This is a genomic window from Staphylococcus sp. GDY8P126P (assembly GCF_017891965.1).
Lineage (GTDB): Bacteria > Bacillota > Bacilli > Staphylococcales > Staphylococcaceae > Staphylococcus > Staphylococcus saprophyticus.
Genome location: NZ_JAESKG010000009.1, coordinates 2,129 through 18,715, shown reverse-complemented (window position 1 = coordinate 18,715; position 16,587 = coordinate 2,129). Strand labels below are relative to the sequence as shown.

Here is a 16,587-nt window from a genome sequence, read left to right as displayed (position 1 = left end):
ATTAAATGGTTTGAGTTCCATCAATATAATTTGTGGTTATATTTTAGATGTACTTTAAAACAACAAAGGTAGTGTTATAATAAGTTAAAAAACTATCTAAGAGTATTACGTAAACTATTGATTAAGAAATGTTAAAATGTTTAAGACTATTAGAAATTGAATTGAGGTTATAGTATGGCAATTAGAGGTATTGGCTTAAAGGAAAGTATGAATAAATTTGTTCAAACTATCATGCCTTTAGACGATGAAAAGGAAATATTTAATCAAAGGCTTATAGATTATTTAAAACATCTTCAAGACAACAAAAATGAGAGTGAAGAGTATCAAAAAAATATTTTGAAAAACCTTTTAGAAAAGATATTACCAAATAACTTTATCAATACTTCTAATAGAATTGATCTTGCTATTTATAATGGTAAAAGTGCAAGTTCTTCATTAGGAGTTCTTTTTGAATATAAAAGTTTAACAAATAAATCTGAAATGATGAGTAAGGATAAATTTAATACTAAGGCTTTTCAAGAAATTGTCGCATATTATCTTACTGAGAGACTAATTTACAAAAATTTGGAAATTAAAAAAATCATTATTACAAATGGATTATCATGGTTTATTATTGAAGCCAAAGAGGTAGAAAAATATTTTTTCAAAAATAAAAAGCTTGTAGATTTATTTACTAAATTTTATAATAATCAGCTATCTAGCAATAAAACGGATTTTTTATATTCAGAAGTTGTAGCACCTGAAATTGACAAAGCTATTGAAAAAGGTATTACGATTGCTCATTTTGACTTGAGAGATGCTCTAAAACAAGGTAATAAAATTGAGATTAAGAAAAATAATCTAACTCAGATTTATCGTTTTTTTACTGCTGAAAATCTTTTGAATAAGGAAATTTTTACAGATTCCAATAAGCTGAATAAAGCATTTTACGATGAATTATTGTACCTTATGGGCCTAGAAGAAATACAACAAGGAACTTCTAAGGTTATTTCTCGGCTAAAACCTGATAAAAGACAACACTTTTCTTTTGTTGAAAATATTATTGGCAAACTTGAATTAAAAGATGTTCTCAAGGAAAAACAAGAAGAAATTGCTATTCAACTAACGGTTATTTGGATGAATAGAATATTATTTTTGAAATTGTTAGAATCACAACTAGTTCTTTTCAATAAGGATAATTCTTATCGTTTTTTAACTTTTGAAAAACTATTTAGTTTTGAAGAGATTTATAACCTCTTTTTTGCGGTTTTAGCCAGGAAAAACCCGGATAGAAATAGTAGAGTTCAAGAAAAATATAGTTTTATTCCATATTTAAATTCATCCCTTTTTGAAGAAACAGAATTAGAAATGTCAAGAGATGGGATTGGTATTGATCGTCTACCAGAAGGGGATATTTGTATTTTTGATAAGACTATATTAAAAGGTATGAATAAGAAACGAAAAAAGGGAAAAATTAATTTCTTAGAATATTTATTTGAGTTTTTGGATTCTTATGACTTTTCAACTAGTATTTCTCATCATCAAAAGTCGAAAAACGATTTAATTAATGCTTCAGTTCTTGGATTAATTTTTGAGAAAATAAATGGTTATAAAGATGGTTCGTTTTTCACTCCTGGACATATTACAATGTATATGTCGAAGAAATCTATAAGAACAACTATTGTAGATAAAATAAACGAGCATCTTGGTTGGTCTTGTAAATCAATTGAGGATATAAAATTTGAAATTAGAAATATTCAAGTGGCAAAAGAAGTTAACAAAGCAATAAATAATTTGAAAATTTGTGATCCAGCTGTTGGTTCTGGACATTTTTTAGTTTCCATTCTAAATGAAATTATTGCTCTAAAAAGTGAATTAAATGTTCTTTTTGACAGTGATGGAAATCATATTGGAAATTTAATTCAATGTTACGTTATAAATGATGAATTGATTATTCAAGACATGCTTGGTAATAATTTTATTTATCAGAGAGATAATAAATTATCTGAACAGATTCAAAAAGCTATCTTTGATATGAAGCGCCATATATTAGAAAATAGTCTTTTTGGGGTAGATATTAACCCAAGTTCTGTGAATATTTGTCGATTAAGATTGTGGATTGAACTTCTGAAATCATCATATTATTATGAAGACAAGGTAACTAACGAACAAGTGTTGACCACCCTACCTAATATAGATATAAACATTAAAGTGGGGGATAGTTTACTTCATAAATTTGATATAAACTACGAATTTGATATGCGACGTACTGACTTTAAAGAATACTTAGCTTTAGTGAAAAAATACAAATCTACAAATGATAAGAAAATAAAAGCTCAAATATGGGATAAAATTGAAAAACTTAAAAATTCTTTTGATGATACTGTTTCCAGTCCTGAACTCAAACGATTAAAATCACTTGAAAAAGAATTGGGAAAAGCTAGTCAAATTAGTCTCTTTGATGATACTATTGAAAGAAAAAAATATGAGCAAGTTCAAAAGCAAGTAAGAGAAGCGCAAAAACAACTTGAAATTCGCTTGAAAAATCCAATATATAGTGGAGGGATGGAATGGCGTATGGAATTTCCAGAAATACTTGAAGAAAATGGGAAATTCATAGGATTTGATCTCATAATTGGAAATCCACCATATATTTTCTCAAAAAACCAATCATTTACTGAAGAAATGAAAAATTACTATATTAAAACTTATCCGTTAAATCACTATCAAGCAAATACATTTGGCTTATTTTTAGAATTAGCTTTTTCGTTAGTTAAAAAAGGTGGTGGAATTTCATTTATTATTCCAAATACATTTTTAACGATTAATCAGTATAAAAGCTTAAGACACCATATATTAAATAATTTTGATGAATTGACTTTTATTAATTCTAAAGACCGAATCTTTGATGAAGCCTCGGTCGATGTTTGCATAATTGATATGTATACTCAGCGAGCAAAGAAAATAGATTTAGGTGAAATTGAGTCAGGTGAAATTACAGTAATTGCAGAAACTGATGCAGATACTCTTCTCAATAACGACATTATAATAGTTTCAGATAATAATTTCAGTAATATTTTACTTCAGATAGAAAAAAATTCAAAAGTTCTTGAAGGTAATTTTGCAAATGTTAAGGATGGATTAAAAGTATTTGAAAGAGGCAAAGGTACGCCAAAACAACCGGAGAATAAGGAAGAATTTGATTTGTTTAAAGCAAATAAATCATTTTTTGATTTAGAAAAAAAAGATAGCACCTACCGCAAGTTTCTTTCAGGTCGTGATTTACAAAGATATAAAATAAATTGGACTGGCCAATATTTAAAGTATGGAAAACATCTAGCTGCACCGAGAAACCCTGAAATTTTTGAAGGAGAAAGAATATTAATAGCAAGAATACCAGTAAAATCTAATTACTCTTTCAGAGCGACACTTGTTTCAGATGATTTTGTGCATGAGCAAAGTATTGAGAGTATCTGTAATATAAAATCTAATCCATTTTTTTTAATTGGTGTTATTAATTCTAAAATACTATCTTTTTACACTATTAAAAAACTTAATTTTTTACAGCGAAATACATTTCCTCAAATGAGGTTGAATCAAATTAGAGAATTTCCAATTCCAGTGGCTACGGATAAACAAGAAGCAGAATTGGCTCAAAAAGTAGAGAGACTTATGGCTGAAATTAAGAAAGAAAATCATAATCAGAATTTAGTCGAGAGTCTTAATGAGGAAGTTAATGAATTCGTAATGGACTTATTTTGTTTGGCGGAAAAAGAAAAAAAAATCATCAGAGAATTTGAGATTTAATAGAGTAAACTGAATACTATTTTAAAAATTAGTGTTAATAGGGCATCCTTCTTACATAGCAAAGGATGCTCTATTTTATTATCCATTTAAATTATTTTAATAATCAACAATTTTATAATTTCTTTGAGGCTTTGTGTATATGTTCGGTTTTTGTGAAATAGTAGTAAAGTACTCAATTTTTGTAATTTATTAAGCTTTCAATACCCATTTTTGCCTTGCTTTAGGATTGAGTGGATGCATAATTTCATTGGTTGCTGGATTCATGAGTCGTTTCACCTTCTTCTTATGTGGTTTCAACATCTCTAATACTTCATTGACACGTGCTTCAACTACTGGTTTTTTAGCGTATGCACCCCATGCTAATATCACTTCATCCGATTCTTTCACTGCCTTCATAATTTGAATATCTGTGTGTTTATCACAGCTATTTTCTAAATGTTTGAGATTGATAGGTGTTGTAATATTAGAGTATAGATTCACAAAAATAATTGATCCGAAGTCTTCCATTTCAAATATTTTATTTAGTATTAATTGAGTCGTTAAATCTAATTTTTTGGTTCCTTCAAAATTTGGATAACAAGTTATAACTGAAATTACCTTTTTATCTTTGTCCCACATTTTTTTGAGTAAGTATCGATGTTGATTATCGTCACTAAATACTGCTTCAGTTTCTAATATACATTGTATATTCTGCATTATTGATGCCTCCTATTAATATTCTTCGGGTAGTAACATGACGTAATAAGAAAGGTCTACATCATCTTCTCGGATAATGTAGACCTTATTAATATTGATAGCTTTTGAATAATTTGCCTTATGAATTTTTACGTACTCTGGACGTTCTTGCTTATGTTTGATATATAATTGACTATTATGCATATTGAACTGGAATATATGAAAGTAATCAATCTCTTCTAGTTCCTTGAATTGTTCGTTTTCGCGTTGCGCTACAAGTTTCCATAACTGTTGCTGCAACATTGCCGGCAAGTAATTGGCAATACCACGTGTAATATAACGTTCCATGCTCATTTCTCCTTTTCTATATCTTTCATTATTGTAATAACTTCTGTAATGACTGTGACGCTTATCTGAGCTATGTGTATCCATTTATTCATTATTGTGATGCTCCTTTTCAAGTAGGTGTCTTTGGTCTAGTAGTGGCATAACTGTATTATGAAGATATAAGAAGTCCATATCGTTTGTTTCATCAATATAACCAATCGCAATAAGTTGTTTTTGATAGTAGAGGATAAAGGGATATATATGTCTTTTGTGAAGGGTATCAGAGTAGTAAGTATACGTATGAAGTATTTTGTTGGTGAGTGGACCAAGTCTGACATATTGGTCAGGAAGGATATTATCTGCCACTTCATCAATGGCTTCACATTCCCATTTTTCGTCCTTTGGTAGACTGAATAAGTTTGTTATATAATGTTTGAGTTGTTTTTCTAGTGTCATTGTCATGACCTCCTATAATGTTTTTGATGTATACATGTAATACACCATATAGATAATATATGCTTCAAAAAAAGTTTAATTCGTTTGTGGATCCCATTGTTATTCAGAAAATATCCCAAGCAATATTTGTGAGAAAGGTTGATATGACAAGGAAATCCCGTTATCCCGCTTATTTCTCAGAAAATATAGCCATATATTTATATAATTTGGATTTGTAGGAGTAATTGCGACTTACTTTTTCTTTTTATATTATTTATTTATAAATAATAATGGGATTTTGGGATTACGCTTGCGTAATCCTTCTGCTACATGAAGTTATTGAATCCCGCTGTTATCCCGTTGACATTTTATTTTGGGATGTTCTTTCGTCATATCAATATAAGCTTCATATCGAGTTATGACTGATTAGTTTGTTGAAATATTTGATAGATGCGTGTTATTGAATGACGAAAGGACAAGTATGTTTATATTATATTTTGAGAAAGAGGGTTTGAGGTGAAAATAAAGACGAAGTGCTGAGACGCACTTCGTCGAGAGAAGAATGATTAAATTTGATTTTGTAGTTATTATAATTTTGATTCTAATTGGTGGACAAGATGAGTTAGCATTGTATTAATCGGTGTAGGTATATTAAATTCTTTTCCATAAGCAGCTATTTGTCCATTAAGGTAGTCTATTTCAGTTAAGCGGCCATTTGAATAATCTTGATGCATTGATGGGTAATGAAGTCCTTGAGCTTCTTTTGGATAGGCTGATACAACTTTTTTAAAAAGCTCATTACGATCCAAATGAATGTCTTTTGCCTTTGCAACTGCGACAATTTCATCAATAATTGGCATAATCATTTCATCTGATTGTGCATAATTACCAAATTCGTAAATGGTTTTGTTTAATATCGTACATAGAGGATTTAAAACACTATTGAGTGTAGCTTTAGACCATATTGATTCGAATACATTGGAACTAATTTGTGCATTCAAGCCAGAGTCATTGAATATTTGAAGTATAGTATTAGCTTGTTCATCTACTTCACCATCTGCTCTTTGTAGATATATAGATCCTTCGCCTTCGAGTAATAATTGACCTGGCCCGCGCAGTCCAGCTGTCCACATAGTTACGCCAAGATAGATTTGTGATAGCGGAACAATTTGTGATAATCGCTCTTCATGACCTAAGCCATTCATCATACTTAATATAGCTGTCCCACTATGAATACAGCCACCTTCTTGTAAACGTTGTAACATCTCTTCAGATTGCATAGCTTTGGTTAATATTATGATGAGATCAAATTCAGCTGAAACATCTTTGGTTAATATTGCGGGAATGTTAATTGAGTAGTTATCTGTTTCTGTTTTAATGTTCATGCCATCTTGATTAATTTGATTAACATGCTCTTCCCAATTATCTATAAGTGTTACGTCATAACCAGCTTCTTTTATAGAAATACCAATTCTTCCACCCATTGCGCCTGCACCTGCTATGGCTATTTTGTACATAAAATACACTCCTTAGCTATTTTTAGATTTTATAATCAATATTACAATATAATTGAATTATATCATTTTAGACCTTTTAGTGAATTGTTGCGCAATTCTTTGATTTGAACCATCATTCAGTTGGTTATCATATTATGGTTTTTAGTATTATTTGAAAATCCCATTGAAATTCAGAAAATATCCCAACCGAAATGCATGCTCATTGTTGGTATGACAAGGAAATCCCGTTATCCCGCTTATTTCTCGGGAAATAGAGCTCTATATTTATATATAATTTGGGTTGTAGGTGTACTGACGCTTAATTTTTTCTTTTTATATTATTTATTTATTTATAAATAATAATGGGATTTTGGGATTACGCTTGCGTAATCCTTCTGTTACATGAAGTTATTGAATCCTGTCGTTATCCCGTTAACATTTTATTTTGGGATGTTCTTTCGTCATACAATATAAGCTTCACATTGAGTTATGACTTGTTAGTATGTTGAAAAGATTCGTTAGATGGGTGTTATTGAATGACGAAAGGACAGTACATAGATATTAGATTTGAAAGTAGAGTGTTTGAGGCAAAAACAAAGACGAAGTGCTGAGGAGCACTTCGTCTAGATTATTATTATTGAAAAGTTGTTTAATAATTTCATTATTAAGTTTTAGTGTAACGTAGAATTGCTTTTTATGATTCTCATCTTTACGAATGTCAATACGGTCAATAACCGTTAGGTACAAAGCTTTGAGCTGTGATTTATCCGTGGATTCTATATTTTGAAATATTCGTTGTAATAGGGCAGCGATTTTTTTCGTATCATAAGATGGTTTCTCTTGATTTTGTTGGTGCTTGAGTTGATTCATTTGATTTGTAATGTCATTGAGTTGTGTTTCATATTGATGAATAGTTGGTTTGAGTGCAGATGTTAAGTCTGGATTGTCTTCGATGGTTTGAATTAGATTTTTAAGTTTAGTGTTAATTTCATCAAATTGTTGTTGTTTATAAGCAATATCATGGTTAAGTGAAGCTACATCGATTTGATTTTCTTGATTAACACGTTCGACAACTTGCTTGAGAACTTTATCACTTTTGACTATTTCGAGTATTTGATCCATAACATACTTTTCGATAACATCAGCTCTAACACTATTGGCTGAACATACCTTTGATCCTTTGTTGCGAAAGTTACTACATGAATAATATCGAATGCGTTTCTTGGTCCCATCTTTAAGTGTATTGGTGGTATTACTTGCGGCCATAGGATCACCACATTGCGGACAGTTAATAATACCAGTTAACAGATTGGTACCTTTTCCATGAACTTGAGGTTTTTGACTGACCTGTTTTTTGCGTGATTGGACTTTATCCCATAATTCTTGACTAATAATAGGAGGGTGTTTACCATCAGCTATAATAGGTTTATCATTCAGTCCTTTACGACGCTTTTCATTCCAATCTTTGTACTTCGCAAATTGAATTTTACCAATGTAGAATGGATTGACTAAGATATAGGTTATTGAATTGATGCTAAAAGGATTACCTTTTTTAGTAACATATCCTTTGTGATTTAGGGCATTGGCAATTTTACGGTACCCATGCCCTTTAGCATATGATTCAAAGATATATTTAACGATATTGGCTTCGTGTTGATTAATCATCAGTTCATGTTTGTTATCTGGAATCTTCTCATACCCTAATGGCAAATTACCTTGATAATAGCCTTCTTGAGCACGTCGAGTTTGGCCCATGAAGACATTTTCGACAATGTTATTACGTTCAAATTCAGAGAAGCTCGCAAGTATTTGTAGCATCAGTTTACCACTGCTTGTATTAACTTCCATACGTTCAGATAAGCTGAAGAATTCGACATTTTGACGATGAAGGTCTTCAACAATTTTGAGTAAGTCAGAGGTGTTACGTGCTAAGCGATTTGTTTTGTAGACCATAACAGCATCGATATGTCCTTCTTTTGCATCTTTTAGTAAGCGTTGTAATTCGGGTCGGTTCATAGATTTTCCAGAGATACCTCTATCTGCGTATACGTCTTCAATTGCGAAGTTATTAAAATTACAGTATTCTCTGATTTGATTGATTTGTCCGTCGATACTATATCCCTCTGTACTTTGCATCTCTGTCGATACACGAACATAGATACCAACACGTTTTTGTTTGAGTTGTTGCATAGCTGATTCATCCTTTCTTGTTTAGGCAGTTGATGATTGTACCGCTTGATTAACAATGTTTAGTGGCTCATCTTTTAAATAGATGCCGCTTAGTTCTTTATTTTTAGTAATATGAATGACATCAATAAAGGGATATAACATGTTTAACGTGAAACTTTTTTGTATAACCTTTTGTAGTGATGTTTGCAACTGAGTATCACTTATTGAGGATATGGTTTTGCGCTTTTGAAGCACTGATTGAGACTGATTCCTGAATGTTTCAGCATCAATCATACCTTTGGCAAGCTTATCTATCAGTTGTTCTTGCGTGAGTGTATATTTAGCTTCTATGTCCCTTTGTCTTTTGAGTCGTTGTTGAATTGTATGGTTGATTTTTGAATAGAGCTGTTGGTTCTGAAAGAAGTCCTGACAAGTCGCTAAGACACTTGTTTCTAATACTTGCGCATTGATTCCTTTGAATGCACAGACAAAACGTGATGCATTCATATTTTGAGGACAAGTATAATAACGTAATATATGGTGCTTTTTTCTAATCGTCATATTAGTCAGGGTTGATCCACAATATGGACATTTTATTTTCTTCTGAAGTTGATTATCTGATGGAGTCCGTTTGGTATGTTTTTGTGACCGTATTGCTTGAGCTTGTTCGTATATATTGGTCGAAACAATAGATGGGAACATGTTGTCATATTGTCCATATTGATTGATAACGCGACCACAATAATTAGGATTCGTGATAATAGCGCGTACTTGGTAGGGTTTACGATTAATACATTTATCATCTTTTTCTAGGTATTGCGCAATTTTCTTATAACCATAGTCTTGTAGGTAGTAATGGAATATTGCCTTAACCGTTGGTGCTTCATCTTGATTAATTGTGAATGTGCCATTGCGATAGGTATAACCAAATGGTGCATGTGTCGTGATGAGTTTACCTTGTTTTGCCTTTTCTCTAAGTCCATTTTTGACTTGTTCACCAATATTATCGGACTCTAATTCTGCGAGACTTATGAATATATTGAGCTTTAGGCGATCAAACGCTTTATCCATATCAAAATAGCCATCATGAATACTTAGAATATGAACATGATATTTTTGACACAGTTTCATAAGTTTTAATGCATTTTTCAAATTACGATGTAATCGATTTAAGCGATAACAACATAATACGTCACATTGTCTTTGTTGAATGCGTTCGATAACTTGTTGGTAACCCGTTCGATTATCCGTTCTGCCTGATTGCTTATCACTATAAAAGGTGATGTGTTGAATATTGTATTTTTTAGCGAGCGTTTCGATAGTTTGTTTCTGTGCAGTGAGTGATTGTTGCTTGGTTGTACTTTGGCGTAAATAACCAATAGCTTGTTTCATCGAGTTTCCTCCTTTCATCATGATAATATATATTTATGAACGAATTTATAGATGAGCCCAACACCTTACTGGTGTTGGGCGATATGATTAGTCATCAGTGCGATTAATTTCTTCAATAACCAAATCGGCTAATAGTGTGATTAATTCGTCCACATATATCACCTCGTTATTCATAGTGTTAACAACAGTTCTTTAGTTGCATATCAAAAGTGGTAAGGAAATCGATATTTTTCCTTGAGCAAATTTCTTCTAAATGAATGTAATCCTCATAGTCTCCATAGGCTACAATGGTCGTAGGTGTGATTACGTTATCTAAAATATCATTAACTAACTTGCGTTCATCTGAGTAAGTGTTAGTTATTTGGTGTCCCTCTTGTTCGCAGCACTCCTTCACGGTATCTAAAGGTGTGCCTTCTAAGTAATAAAACCTTTCATCTTCAATTTCATGAGCTAGTACGATTGTATTCATAGTGCAATTCCTCTCTATAACTTAATATTTGTGCTACAACACCTTTAGACAGGTGTTGTAGCGAATTTATTGTGTAACATATTGTAACCATTACAGGTCAATATCTCCGTTCTTATCCCATTCATTTGCTTGTGCAATCATGTCTCCAAGTAAAGGATGTGGATGTTTAGAATCAAATGGTAAGGGCATATTGGATTCGCTTTTATCAGCTAGACCAAAAATATGGGCGTAAGATTTATCAAGCTTAATGTGATAAAACACAATTGTTGTTGGTTTGCCTGCTTTGTCTTTGACACTACGCTTGGTTGTTTTACGATTGGCATCTGAATGTATATAATCTTTATCTCGGAGTGCATCGATAACATTATTTACGTCTTGATATTGATTTTCTTCCAACATATGTTTAAAAACATCTTTAAGCATTTTGACTTGAATACAATTATCCTTTAATTCAATGAGCCCATAATTTTCTACCATGGTTGATAACTTATTATCTTCAGAAAACTTCCCTCTATTTTGTGCTACAAATTGAATAATTGTTTCGATTGCTTTATCAGCAAGAGAGCGCTCACTTACTGAATCTGAATGGTAATTGAGTAAATAATTTCTAATCGCATCCAAATCAATAGGTGTCGCAATGACACGTTCTAATATACGAGCTGATGTCGTAATGGTAGCGTAGCGCTTGAACATACGAATACCTGTATGACTCGTTTCATTTTCAAGTTTCGTTTTAAACCATTGATGTTCAGTATGGAACCATTGTATGACTTCTTGTTCACGATTAAGTAGATATTGTGCGACTAATGGCATCACATGACCGTAATTAGCTGATATTGCCTTTTTAATGGCATCTGCATTATCAGCACTTGTCGTAAAAGCTTCTGATATTTCAATGGTACGAACATTTAATCCATCATTACGTGCACTATTATTGAAAATACTATGTTCGGCTGTACTGATGACACTTGTCCCCCAATTTTTCAAGCTTTTAACACCACCATGTATATTAGCTCGTTGACGCCCTTGACCTTCAGCAATAGAATAGAGCAAACCAGTTGTACTTTTAAATGTTGCAGCTGATAGTTCATCTAATACAATAGGTAAGCCAAAATTTTGACTCAAGTATCCTTCAAGTGCATTTCTCGTACCATTCCATGATCTAAACAGTGTATTGTTACCTTTGGTAGGATTACCGGCTATTGATACTGCCAAAGCGGCCGCTGTGGATTTTCCCGTACTAGAATTCCCAGTAAATGAGAAAATAGTACCTGTGAATTCAACCTCATATTTTGATTTTAAGAAAGCAGTCACTAATGATGAAGCACCAAATATCACAGCAAGTTCGAGTAACAAGTTTCCTTTTACTTCATCAAGATACATTTGCCACCAGCCTTCAAAAGTACCTTTTGGCCGTAAATCATATTGTGTATCGCATAGAATATCTTCTTTTAATGAAGATAGCACCTTCTTAGATACATAAGGTTCATCTAAAGATATGATAGGATAGTTCTCAGTGTTAATGACACCTACACCTTGATACATAGGTGATAGGGGTGTTTGAGCACGCATTTGTTGGAGAATGAAACCCAAGTCTCGTATATATTTTTCATTAACATTAAAGCCAAATTTGATAATGGTTGGAAGCTTTTGAGATGATAATATATCAGCTTCTTCAATTAATTCTGCATGATTGAAGTCTGATAGAATAATCTTTTCGACTTTTGAGATAGGATCAATGAATCTGGCTGTTATGACAATTGGACTTGCGATAAACACATCTTGATTATCTGCATCTTTCTTTTTTGAAGGGATGGTTAAAAACCATCCCGCCATTGTCAATGTTGCATTTCCATACTTTAAAGGTAAGTGTGAAGTATTCATTAGAAGCCACTCCCTTTCTGATAGTTATTATTGTGATGAGGATTAGGACCTACTTTACGGTAAATTAAATGACCGTTAGAATCCTTGCCAATAATAACGAATGGTACACGTGGTGCGTGCTTCACAAAATACGCAAACCAGCGACCAACATCCTGTTGAACCTTAGTTGAACAGATAACATGAGCCTTCATATTTAAATCGTGAAACGTAAACTGAGTGCCAACAGGTAAATTAAATGCGACCCCCGTAGCGCGTTTTTTTAATAGATAAAATTCTTTAGTTTTTTCCATAAGAGTTACATCTCCCTTTTTATTAGTTGGAACATTAATGTTCCGTAACCTTATTAAATCAAAGGAAAAAAGAATCACCGTCTAACTCTTTGTTGAAAGTTAGACGGTGATTATCGCAAATAGGGATAAACTCAGTAATCAGATTTTTTTTAAATTCTCTATTTCTTTGAAGACTTGATTTTAAAGTAGTGTTTTCTAAGGTGGACTTTCTCAAAAATAGCGTTCGAATGAATTAAAGATAGATGGCTATTAGGCAAATCACTAAAATCTAGAAACTTTAAATCATCATAGAAGAGGTTTTCTAACGTAATATTAGTTGCTTTTTTCTCTATATTTACTGTATCTTTTTCAAAGTTTTTCATTGCATCATTTAGTGAGTTCATGAATGTGATAAATGTGGAAGGATTATTTTGGATATAGTTCAAATTTTGAAGTATAAAACTGTCTATATCACTTAACGTTGTTAATAATAATTCGAATTGATAAAATTGTTCGATGTAAAATAATTTATGTATAAAGATATTTGAAAACATTCGAAGTTCGTTACTTGGATTTATGTTTAGATACTCATTCTCCTTACCCTCTTCAAATTGTATATATAAATGCTTATCAGTTAATTTATTTATATCTTTGTGTAGTTTTTGAATATCTTTATGTAACTGGATTTTATCGTTTGAATCATTATGGAGTTGTTTATACATGATTTTAGTACTATTAATTCTATTCAATGGTGAACGATTAAAAAGTAGTGAAAAGTATAAATTATCACCTGGCGAGTTTTTATGGTTATCTTCGTTACTATCAATATAAAGATATCTAAAGTAAAAAATTGATAAAATAGTTAATAGGTCTTCTAATGAATACTTTCCTGGATTCTTGTCTTTGGATAATTTTTCAATAAAGGAGGCTAGGTTAACTTCTATCGTTTTAATGGTTTTTTTGTTTAAATAGTTGTATTTATTTTTTAAAGTATTGCATACAGAATTTATTATTTGTTTATTACTAAAATACTTTTTTGAGTATTTACTTTCGTTTGAAATATCTGAGTTATTAAAAATGGTGCTTATATTATCCATGATTTTAAGGTTATCTAAATTTTTGTTTTTAATTGACTGTTTATAAGGAACAAAATCACTTTCTTCTTTTCTTTTAAGACCATTTTTTATTTTAAATGCAGTATTAAGCATATTCTCTAAAGATAAGATATCTTTATTCTCTTTAGCGTAAAATTTGAATTCATGTGACACAAAATAGCCAATTGAAGTTTGATAACGAACTATTTTATAATTTCTTTCATCGAGGTGAATAAGATTATCATTGTGTAATGAAAGCAGTATATGAGAATGTAACGAATCTTTCGAAGCAAATAAATTATTATATATTGTTTTTTTATAACTAATGAACTGCTCATCTAAGTCTATAACTTGATCATAGGTTGACAATATTTCATAAAAAGCGTTATTGAATCTATTTATGAAAGTCCGAACTCCATCTTCAACACCTAATAAATCAATTAAAGATGGTAGCATATCTTTGAAATAGAGAGTATCGTCTACAAATTTGAATTGAATGTATTCTGGATTTTCTTCAAAAATTACTTCAATATCTAAAGAGGAATCTATTGCTTCTAAAGTAGAGTTTATATCTGAAAGTAGGTTTTGTATAAATGTAAATTTATTCTTTGAAACTAATTGTAAGGCCATAAGTAAGATCATTCCTTTATTATTATTTACTTCTATAATAAATATAATCTAAAATGGTTATACAATTAAGGGAACTTACGTTCTAGTTTGGTAGATGATTATGAAAGTTAAAATTCCATTGCTATATTAATTCATGAAGTTAAGTTGGAAATGTAAAAAATAAAAGGGAATGACGATGTCAGGTATTGTGTAAAAGAGCATTAAGTTTAAATGATTATCGTTTTCCATGTTTTATAAGTCATTAATAAGGATTATAAAAACTGCATCATCAACAGATAAGTAGAGCCATATAATAAATAATCCTGAAAATCCACCCAATTTAAAGTATTAATTGGGTGGATTTTCAATTTAGGTTAAATAATATATTGATAATAAACACGAAACTTGTAAAGCTATTTAATTCTTGTACTTTATCACTAAGATTTAAATAGATAATGATAGGCTTTTTGTTTTTTTGATACAATGTCACAAAGGTCTTTTGAATAATCGAATTCTTTATTATTGATTTTATGTTTCTCTTTACTAATCCCTTTACTATATCCATAGTTATTGAATGCTATTTTGTGATACTAATACCTAATTTTTGGTGTGTATAATTATAAATATCAGGAGTTGCCTGACAAATTTCATTGATTAAAAGATAAGTTGAATAATTGCAACAATGATTAAAATACTTATAATCCATTTTTGTATGAAGTTAGGGATCTTTTTACTTAATTTCAAACCTAAGGGAGCAAAGAGAATACTCCCTATTATTAGAAATAATGCGTCTTCAAAAGGAACAAATCCCTGTATAAGTTTAATGATAAAGGCGCCAATTGAAGATATAAAAGCAATTACTATACTATTAGCAACCACCGTATTCATTGGTAATTTGAATAAAACTAATAATATAGGAATAATAATAAAGGCGCCGCCTGCTCCAACTATACCCGAAATGATACCAACGAAAAGACCAACCATAACTAATAATGGTTTGTTAAAGGAAGATTGATCTAAACTCGGTTTTATGTTAATAAACATTAAAATTAATGCGAGTAAAGCAATGATAATATATATCGTATTTACAAATGTAGCATTAAATAAATTTGCTAACAGTCCACCTAACATGCTGCCTATAATCATGCCACTACCCATGTAAAGCACTAATAGTGGCGAAAATTCTGGTTTTTTTCGCGCTTTTAATGACCCACTTAAAGTACTGAAAAAGACTTGACTGGAAGTAAGTCCTGATGCCATGTATGCACTGTACGCAGGAGCGCCAAATAGTGGTGGTAATAATAAAATAGCTGGATAAATAATGATGGCGCCACCTATACCTACTAGACCCGAAATAAAGCCTCCGAATACCCCAATAAGTAACATCATAATAATAGTTGAAATATCCATTATTTACTTTTTACCAATAAGTTAACGGCTTCATTAATCAATTCTTCAGAATTTTCACCATTATCCTCTGCTGCTTTTACACATTCTATTAAATTTTCACTAATGATAATTCCCATCAAACGTTGGATTGAACTTTTTGATGCACTGATTTGAGTAATGACATCTTTACAATCTTTTTCTTCTTCCATCATTTTAATAACGCCATTGAGTTGTCCTTGTATTCTATTAATACGATTAATCATTTTTTTATCATAATTCATAGTTATTTCCTCCACTTTTAATTGAATAAAGTCATAATAAACGATAAAAGTAAACATGTCAAATACCCCCTACCGTATTTGACATAATATAAATAATTAGTTAATATACCTGTATAGGTATTTATTAGGAGGTTAATATGAAACAATATAACGAAAATCATATCAATAATTTCAGTAAACAAGAATTAGAAAAATTGGGTGCACAAGGTCAACTGATTGACGTTAGAACACAAGAAGAATATGAGCTTGCACATATAAATGGTGCGACATTACATCCTGTAGATAAGATTGAATCGTTCAATAAAGATAAAA

Annotated in this window: 14 protein-coding genes; 2 read left to right on the top strand and 12 right to left on the bottom strand. The window is 31.0% G+C overall.

Features of this window, described 5'->3' with window-relative positions; genetic code table 11:
* Window positions 1-174: 174 nt before the first annotated feature.
* Complete coding sequence (locus KA893_RS11110) at window positions 175-3,786, top strand: type IIG restriction enzyme/methyltransferase (protein WP_210125792.1); 3,612 nt, start codon at window positions 175-177, stop codon at window positions 3,784-3,786.
* A gap of 189 nt (window positions 3,787-3,975) precedes the next feature.
* Here KA893_RS11110 and KA893_RS11105 read toward each other — a convergent pair whose 3' ends face one another.
* The 12 genes from KA893_RS11105 to cstR all read right to left on the bottom strand — a co-directional run bounded on the left by KA893_RS11105 (window position 3,976) and on the right by cstR (window position 16,275).
* Window positions 3,976-4,482 carry a DUF1643 domain-containing protein gene (locus KA893_RS11105; RefSeq protein ID WP_210125790.1) on the bottom strand — a complete coding sequence of 169 codons (507 nt, stop codon included), beginning with the start codon at window positions 4,480-4,482 and terminating at the stop codon, window positions 3,976-3,978.
* A 15-nt stretch (window positions 4,483-4,497) separates the two neighbouring features.
* On the bottom strand, window positions 4,498-4,809 hold the full coding sequence (locus KA893_RS11100) for a DUF960 family protein (protein WP_069855724.1): 312 nt from the start codon (window positions 4,807-4,809) through the stop codon (window positions 4,498-4,500).
* 84 nt (window positions 4,810-4,893) lie between these two features.
* Complete coding sequence (locus tag KA893_RS11095) at window positions 4,894-5,244, bottom strand: SAUGI family uracil-DNA glycosylase inhibitor (protein WP_210125805.1); 351 nt, start codon at window positions 5,242-5,244, stop codon at window positions 4,894-4,896.
* Between the two features lie 566 nt (window positions 5,245-5,810).
* The gene (locus KA893_RS11090) at window positions 5,811-6,740 is read right to left on the bottom strand and encodes a ketopantoate reductase family protein (protein WP_210125788.1); all 930 of its coding nucleotides are present in this window, start codon (window positions 6,738-6,740) and stop codon (window positions 5,811-5,813) included.
* A 540-nt stretch (window positions 6,741-7,280) separates the two neighbouring features.
* Window positions 7,281-8,909, bottom strand: a complete 1,629-nt coding sequence (gene ccrB, locus KA893_RS11085; protein WP_210125785.1) for a cassette chromosome recombinase CcrB — start codon at window positions 8,907-8,909, stop codon at window positions 7,281-7,283.
* A gap of 21 nt (window positions 8,910-8,930) precedes the next feature.
* Complete coding sequence (ccrA, locus tag KA893_RS11080) at window positions 8,931-10,280, bottom strand: cassette chromosome recombinase CcrA (protein ID WP_075100307.1); 1,350 nt, start codon at window positions 10,278-10,280, stop codon at window positions 8,931-8,933.
* A 178-nt stretch (window positions 10,281-10,458) separates the two neighbouring features.
* Window positions 10,459-10,749 carry a hypothetical protein gene (locus KA893_RS11075; RefSeq protein WP_107577895.1) on the bottom strand — a complete coding sequence of 97 codons (291 nt, stop codon included), beginning with the start codon at window positions 10,747-10,749 and terminating at the stop codon, window positions 10,459-10,461.
* A gap of 90 nt (window positions 10,750-10,839) precedes the next feature.
* A complete protein-coding gene (gene cch1 / locus KA893_RS11070) occupies window positions 10,840-12,585 on the bottom strand; it encodes a cassette chromosome replicative helicase (RefSeq protein WP_232345972.1) in 1,746 nt (581 codons plus the stop codon).
* A gap of 47 nt (window positions 12,586-12,632) precedes the next feature.
* Window positions 12,633-12,923 (bottom strand): cassette chromosome ssDNA-binding protein, encoded by a 291-nt coding sequence (gene ssb, locus KA893_RS11065; RefSeq protein ID WP_107556531.1) that lies wholly within the window; start codon window positions 12,921-12,923, stop codon window positions 12,633-12,635.
* Window positions 12,924-13,081: 158 nt separating this feature from the next.
* The gene (locus tag KA893_RS11060) at window positions 13,082-14,626 is read right to left on the bottom strand and encodes a hypothetical protein (protein WP_135021269.1); all 1,545 of its coding nucleotides are present in this window, start codon (window positions 14,624-14,626) and stop codon (window positions 13,082-13,084) included.
* A gap of 633 nt (window positions 14,627-15,259) precedes the next feature.
* Window positions 15,260-16,015 (bottom strand): sulfite exporter TauE/SafE family protein, encoded by a 756-nt coding sequence (locus KA893_RS11055; RefSeq protein ID WP_210125783.1) that lies wholly within the window; start codon window positions 16,013-16,015, stop codon window positions 15,260-15,262.
* On the bottom strand, window positions 16,015-16,275 hold the full coding sequence (gene cstR / locus KA893_RS11050) for a persulfide-sensing transcriptional repressor CstR (protein ID WP_002510747.1): 261 nt from the start codon (window positions 16,273-16,275) through the stop codon (window positions 16,015-16,017). Before cstR ends, KA893_RS11055 begins: the two co-directional genes overlap by 1 nt.
* Window positions 16,276-16,412: 137 nt before the next feature.
* On the opposite strand from cstR, the gene KA893_RS14060 reads away from it, so the two are divergent.
* On the top strand, window positions 16,413-16,587 hold a 175-nt coding region (locus KA893_RS14060; RefSeq protein WP_245336557.1), incomplete at its 3' end, for a rhodanese-like domain-containing protein.

Coding starts and splice junctions, on each gene's coding strand:
- KA893_RS11110 (WP_210125792.1), top strand. CDS start 175: ATGGCAATTAGAGGTATTGGCTTAAAGGAAAGTATGAATAAATTTGTT.
- cstR (WP_002510747.1), bottom strand. CDS start 16,275: ATGAATTATGATAAAAAAATGATTAATCGTATTAATAGAATACAAGGA.
- KA893_RS11075 (WP_107577895.1), bottom strand. CDS start 10,749: ATGAATACAATCGTACTAGCTCATGAAATTGAAGATGAAAGGTTTTAT.
- KA893_RS11055 (WP_210125783.1), bottom strand. CDS start 16,015: ATGGATATTTCAACTATTATTATGATGTTACTTATTGGGGTATTCGGA.
- ccrB (WP_210125785.1), bottom strand. CDS start 8,909: ATGCAACAACTCAAACAAAAACGTGTTGGTATCTATGTTCGTGTATCG.
- KA893_RS11090 (WP_210125788.1), bottom strand. CDS start 6,740: ATGTACAAAATAGCCATAGCAGGTGCAGGCGCAATGGGTGGAAGAATT.
- KA893_RS11100 (WP_069855724.1), bottom strand. CDS start 4,809: ATGGAACGTTATATTACACGTGGTATTGCCAATTACTTGCCGGCAATG.
- ssb (WP_107556531.1), bottom strand. CDS start 12,923: ATGGAAAAAACTAAAGAATTTTATCTATTAAAAAAACGCGCTACGGGG.
- ccrA (WP_075100307.1), bottom strand. CDS start 10,280: ATGAAACAAGCTATTGGTTATTTACGCCAAAGTACAACCAAGCAACAA.
- KA893_RS11105 (WP_210125790.1), bottom strand. CDS start 4,482: ATGCAGAATATACAATGTATATTAGAAACTGAAGCAGTATTTAGTGAC.
- KA893_RS11095 (WP_210125805.1), bottom strand. CDS start 5,244: ATGACACTAGAAAAACAACTCAAACATTATATAACAAACTTATTCAGT.
- KA893_RS11060 (WP_135021269.1), bottom strand. CDS start 14,626: ATGGCCTTACAATTAGTTTCAAAGAATAAATTTACATTTATACAAAAC.
- cch1 (WP_232345972.1), bottom strand. CDS start 12,585: ATGGCGGGATGGTTTTTAACCATCCCTTCAAAAAAGAAAGATGCAGAT.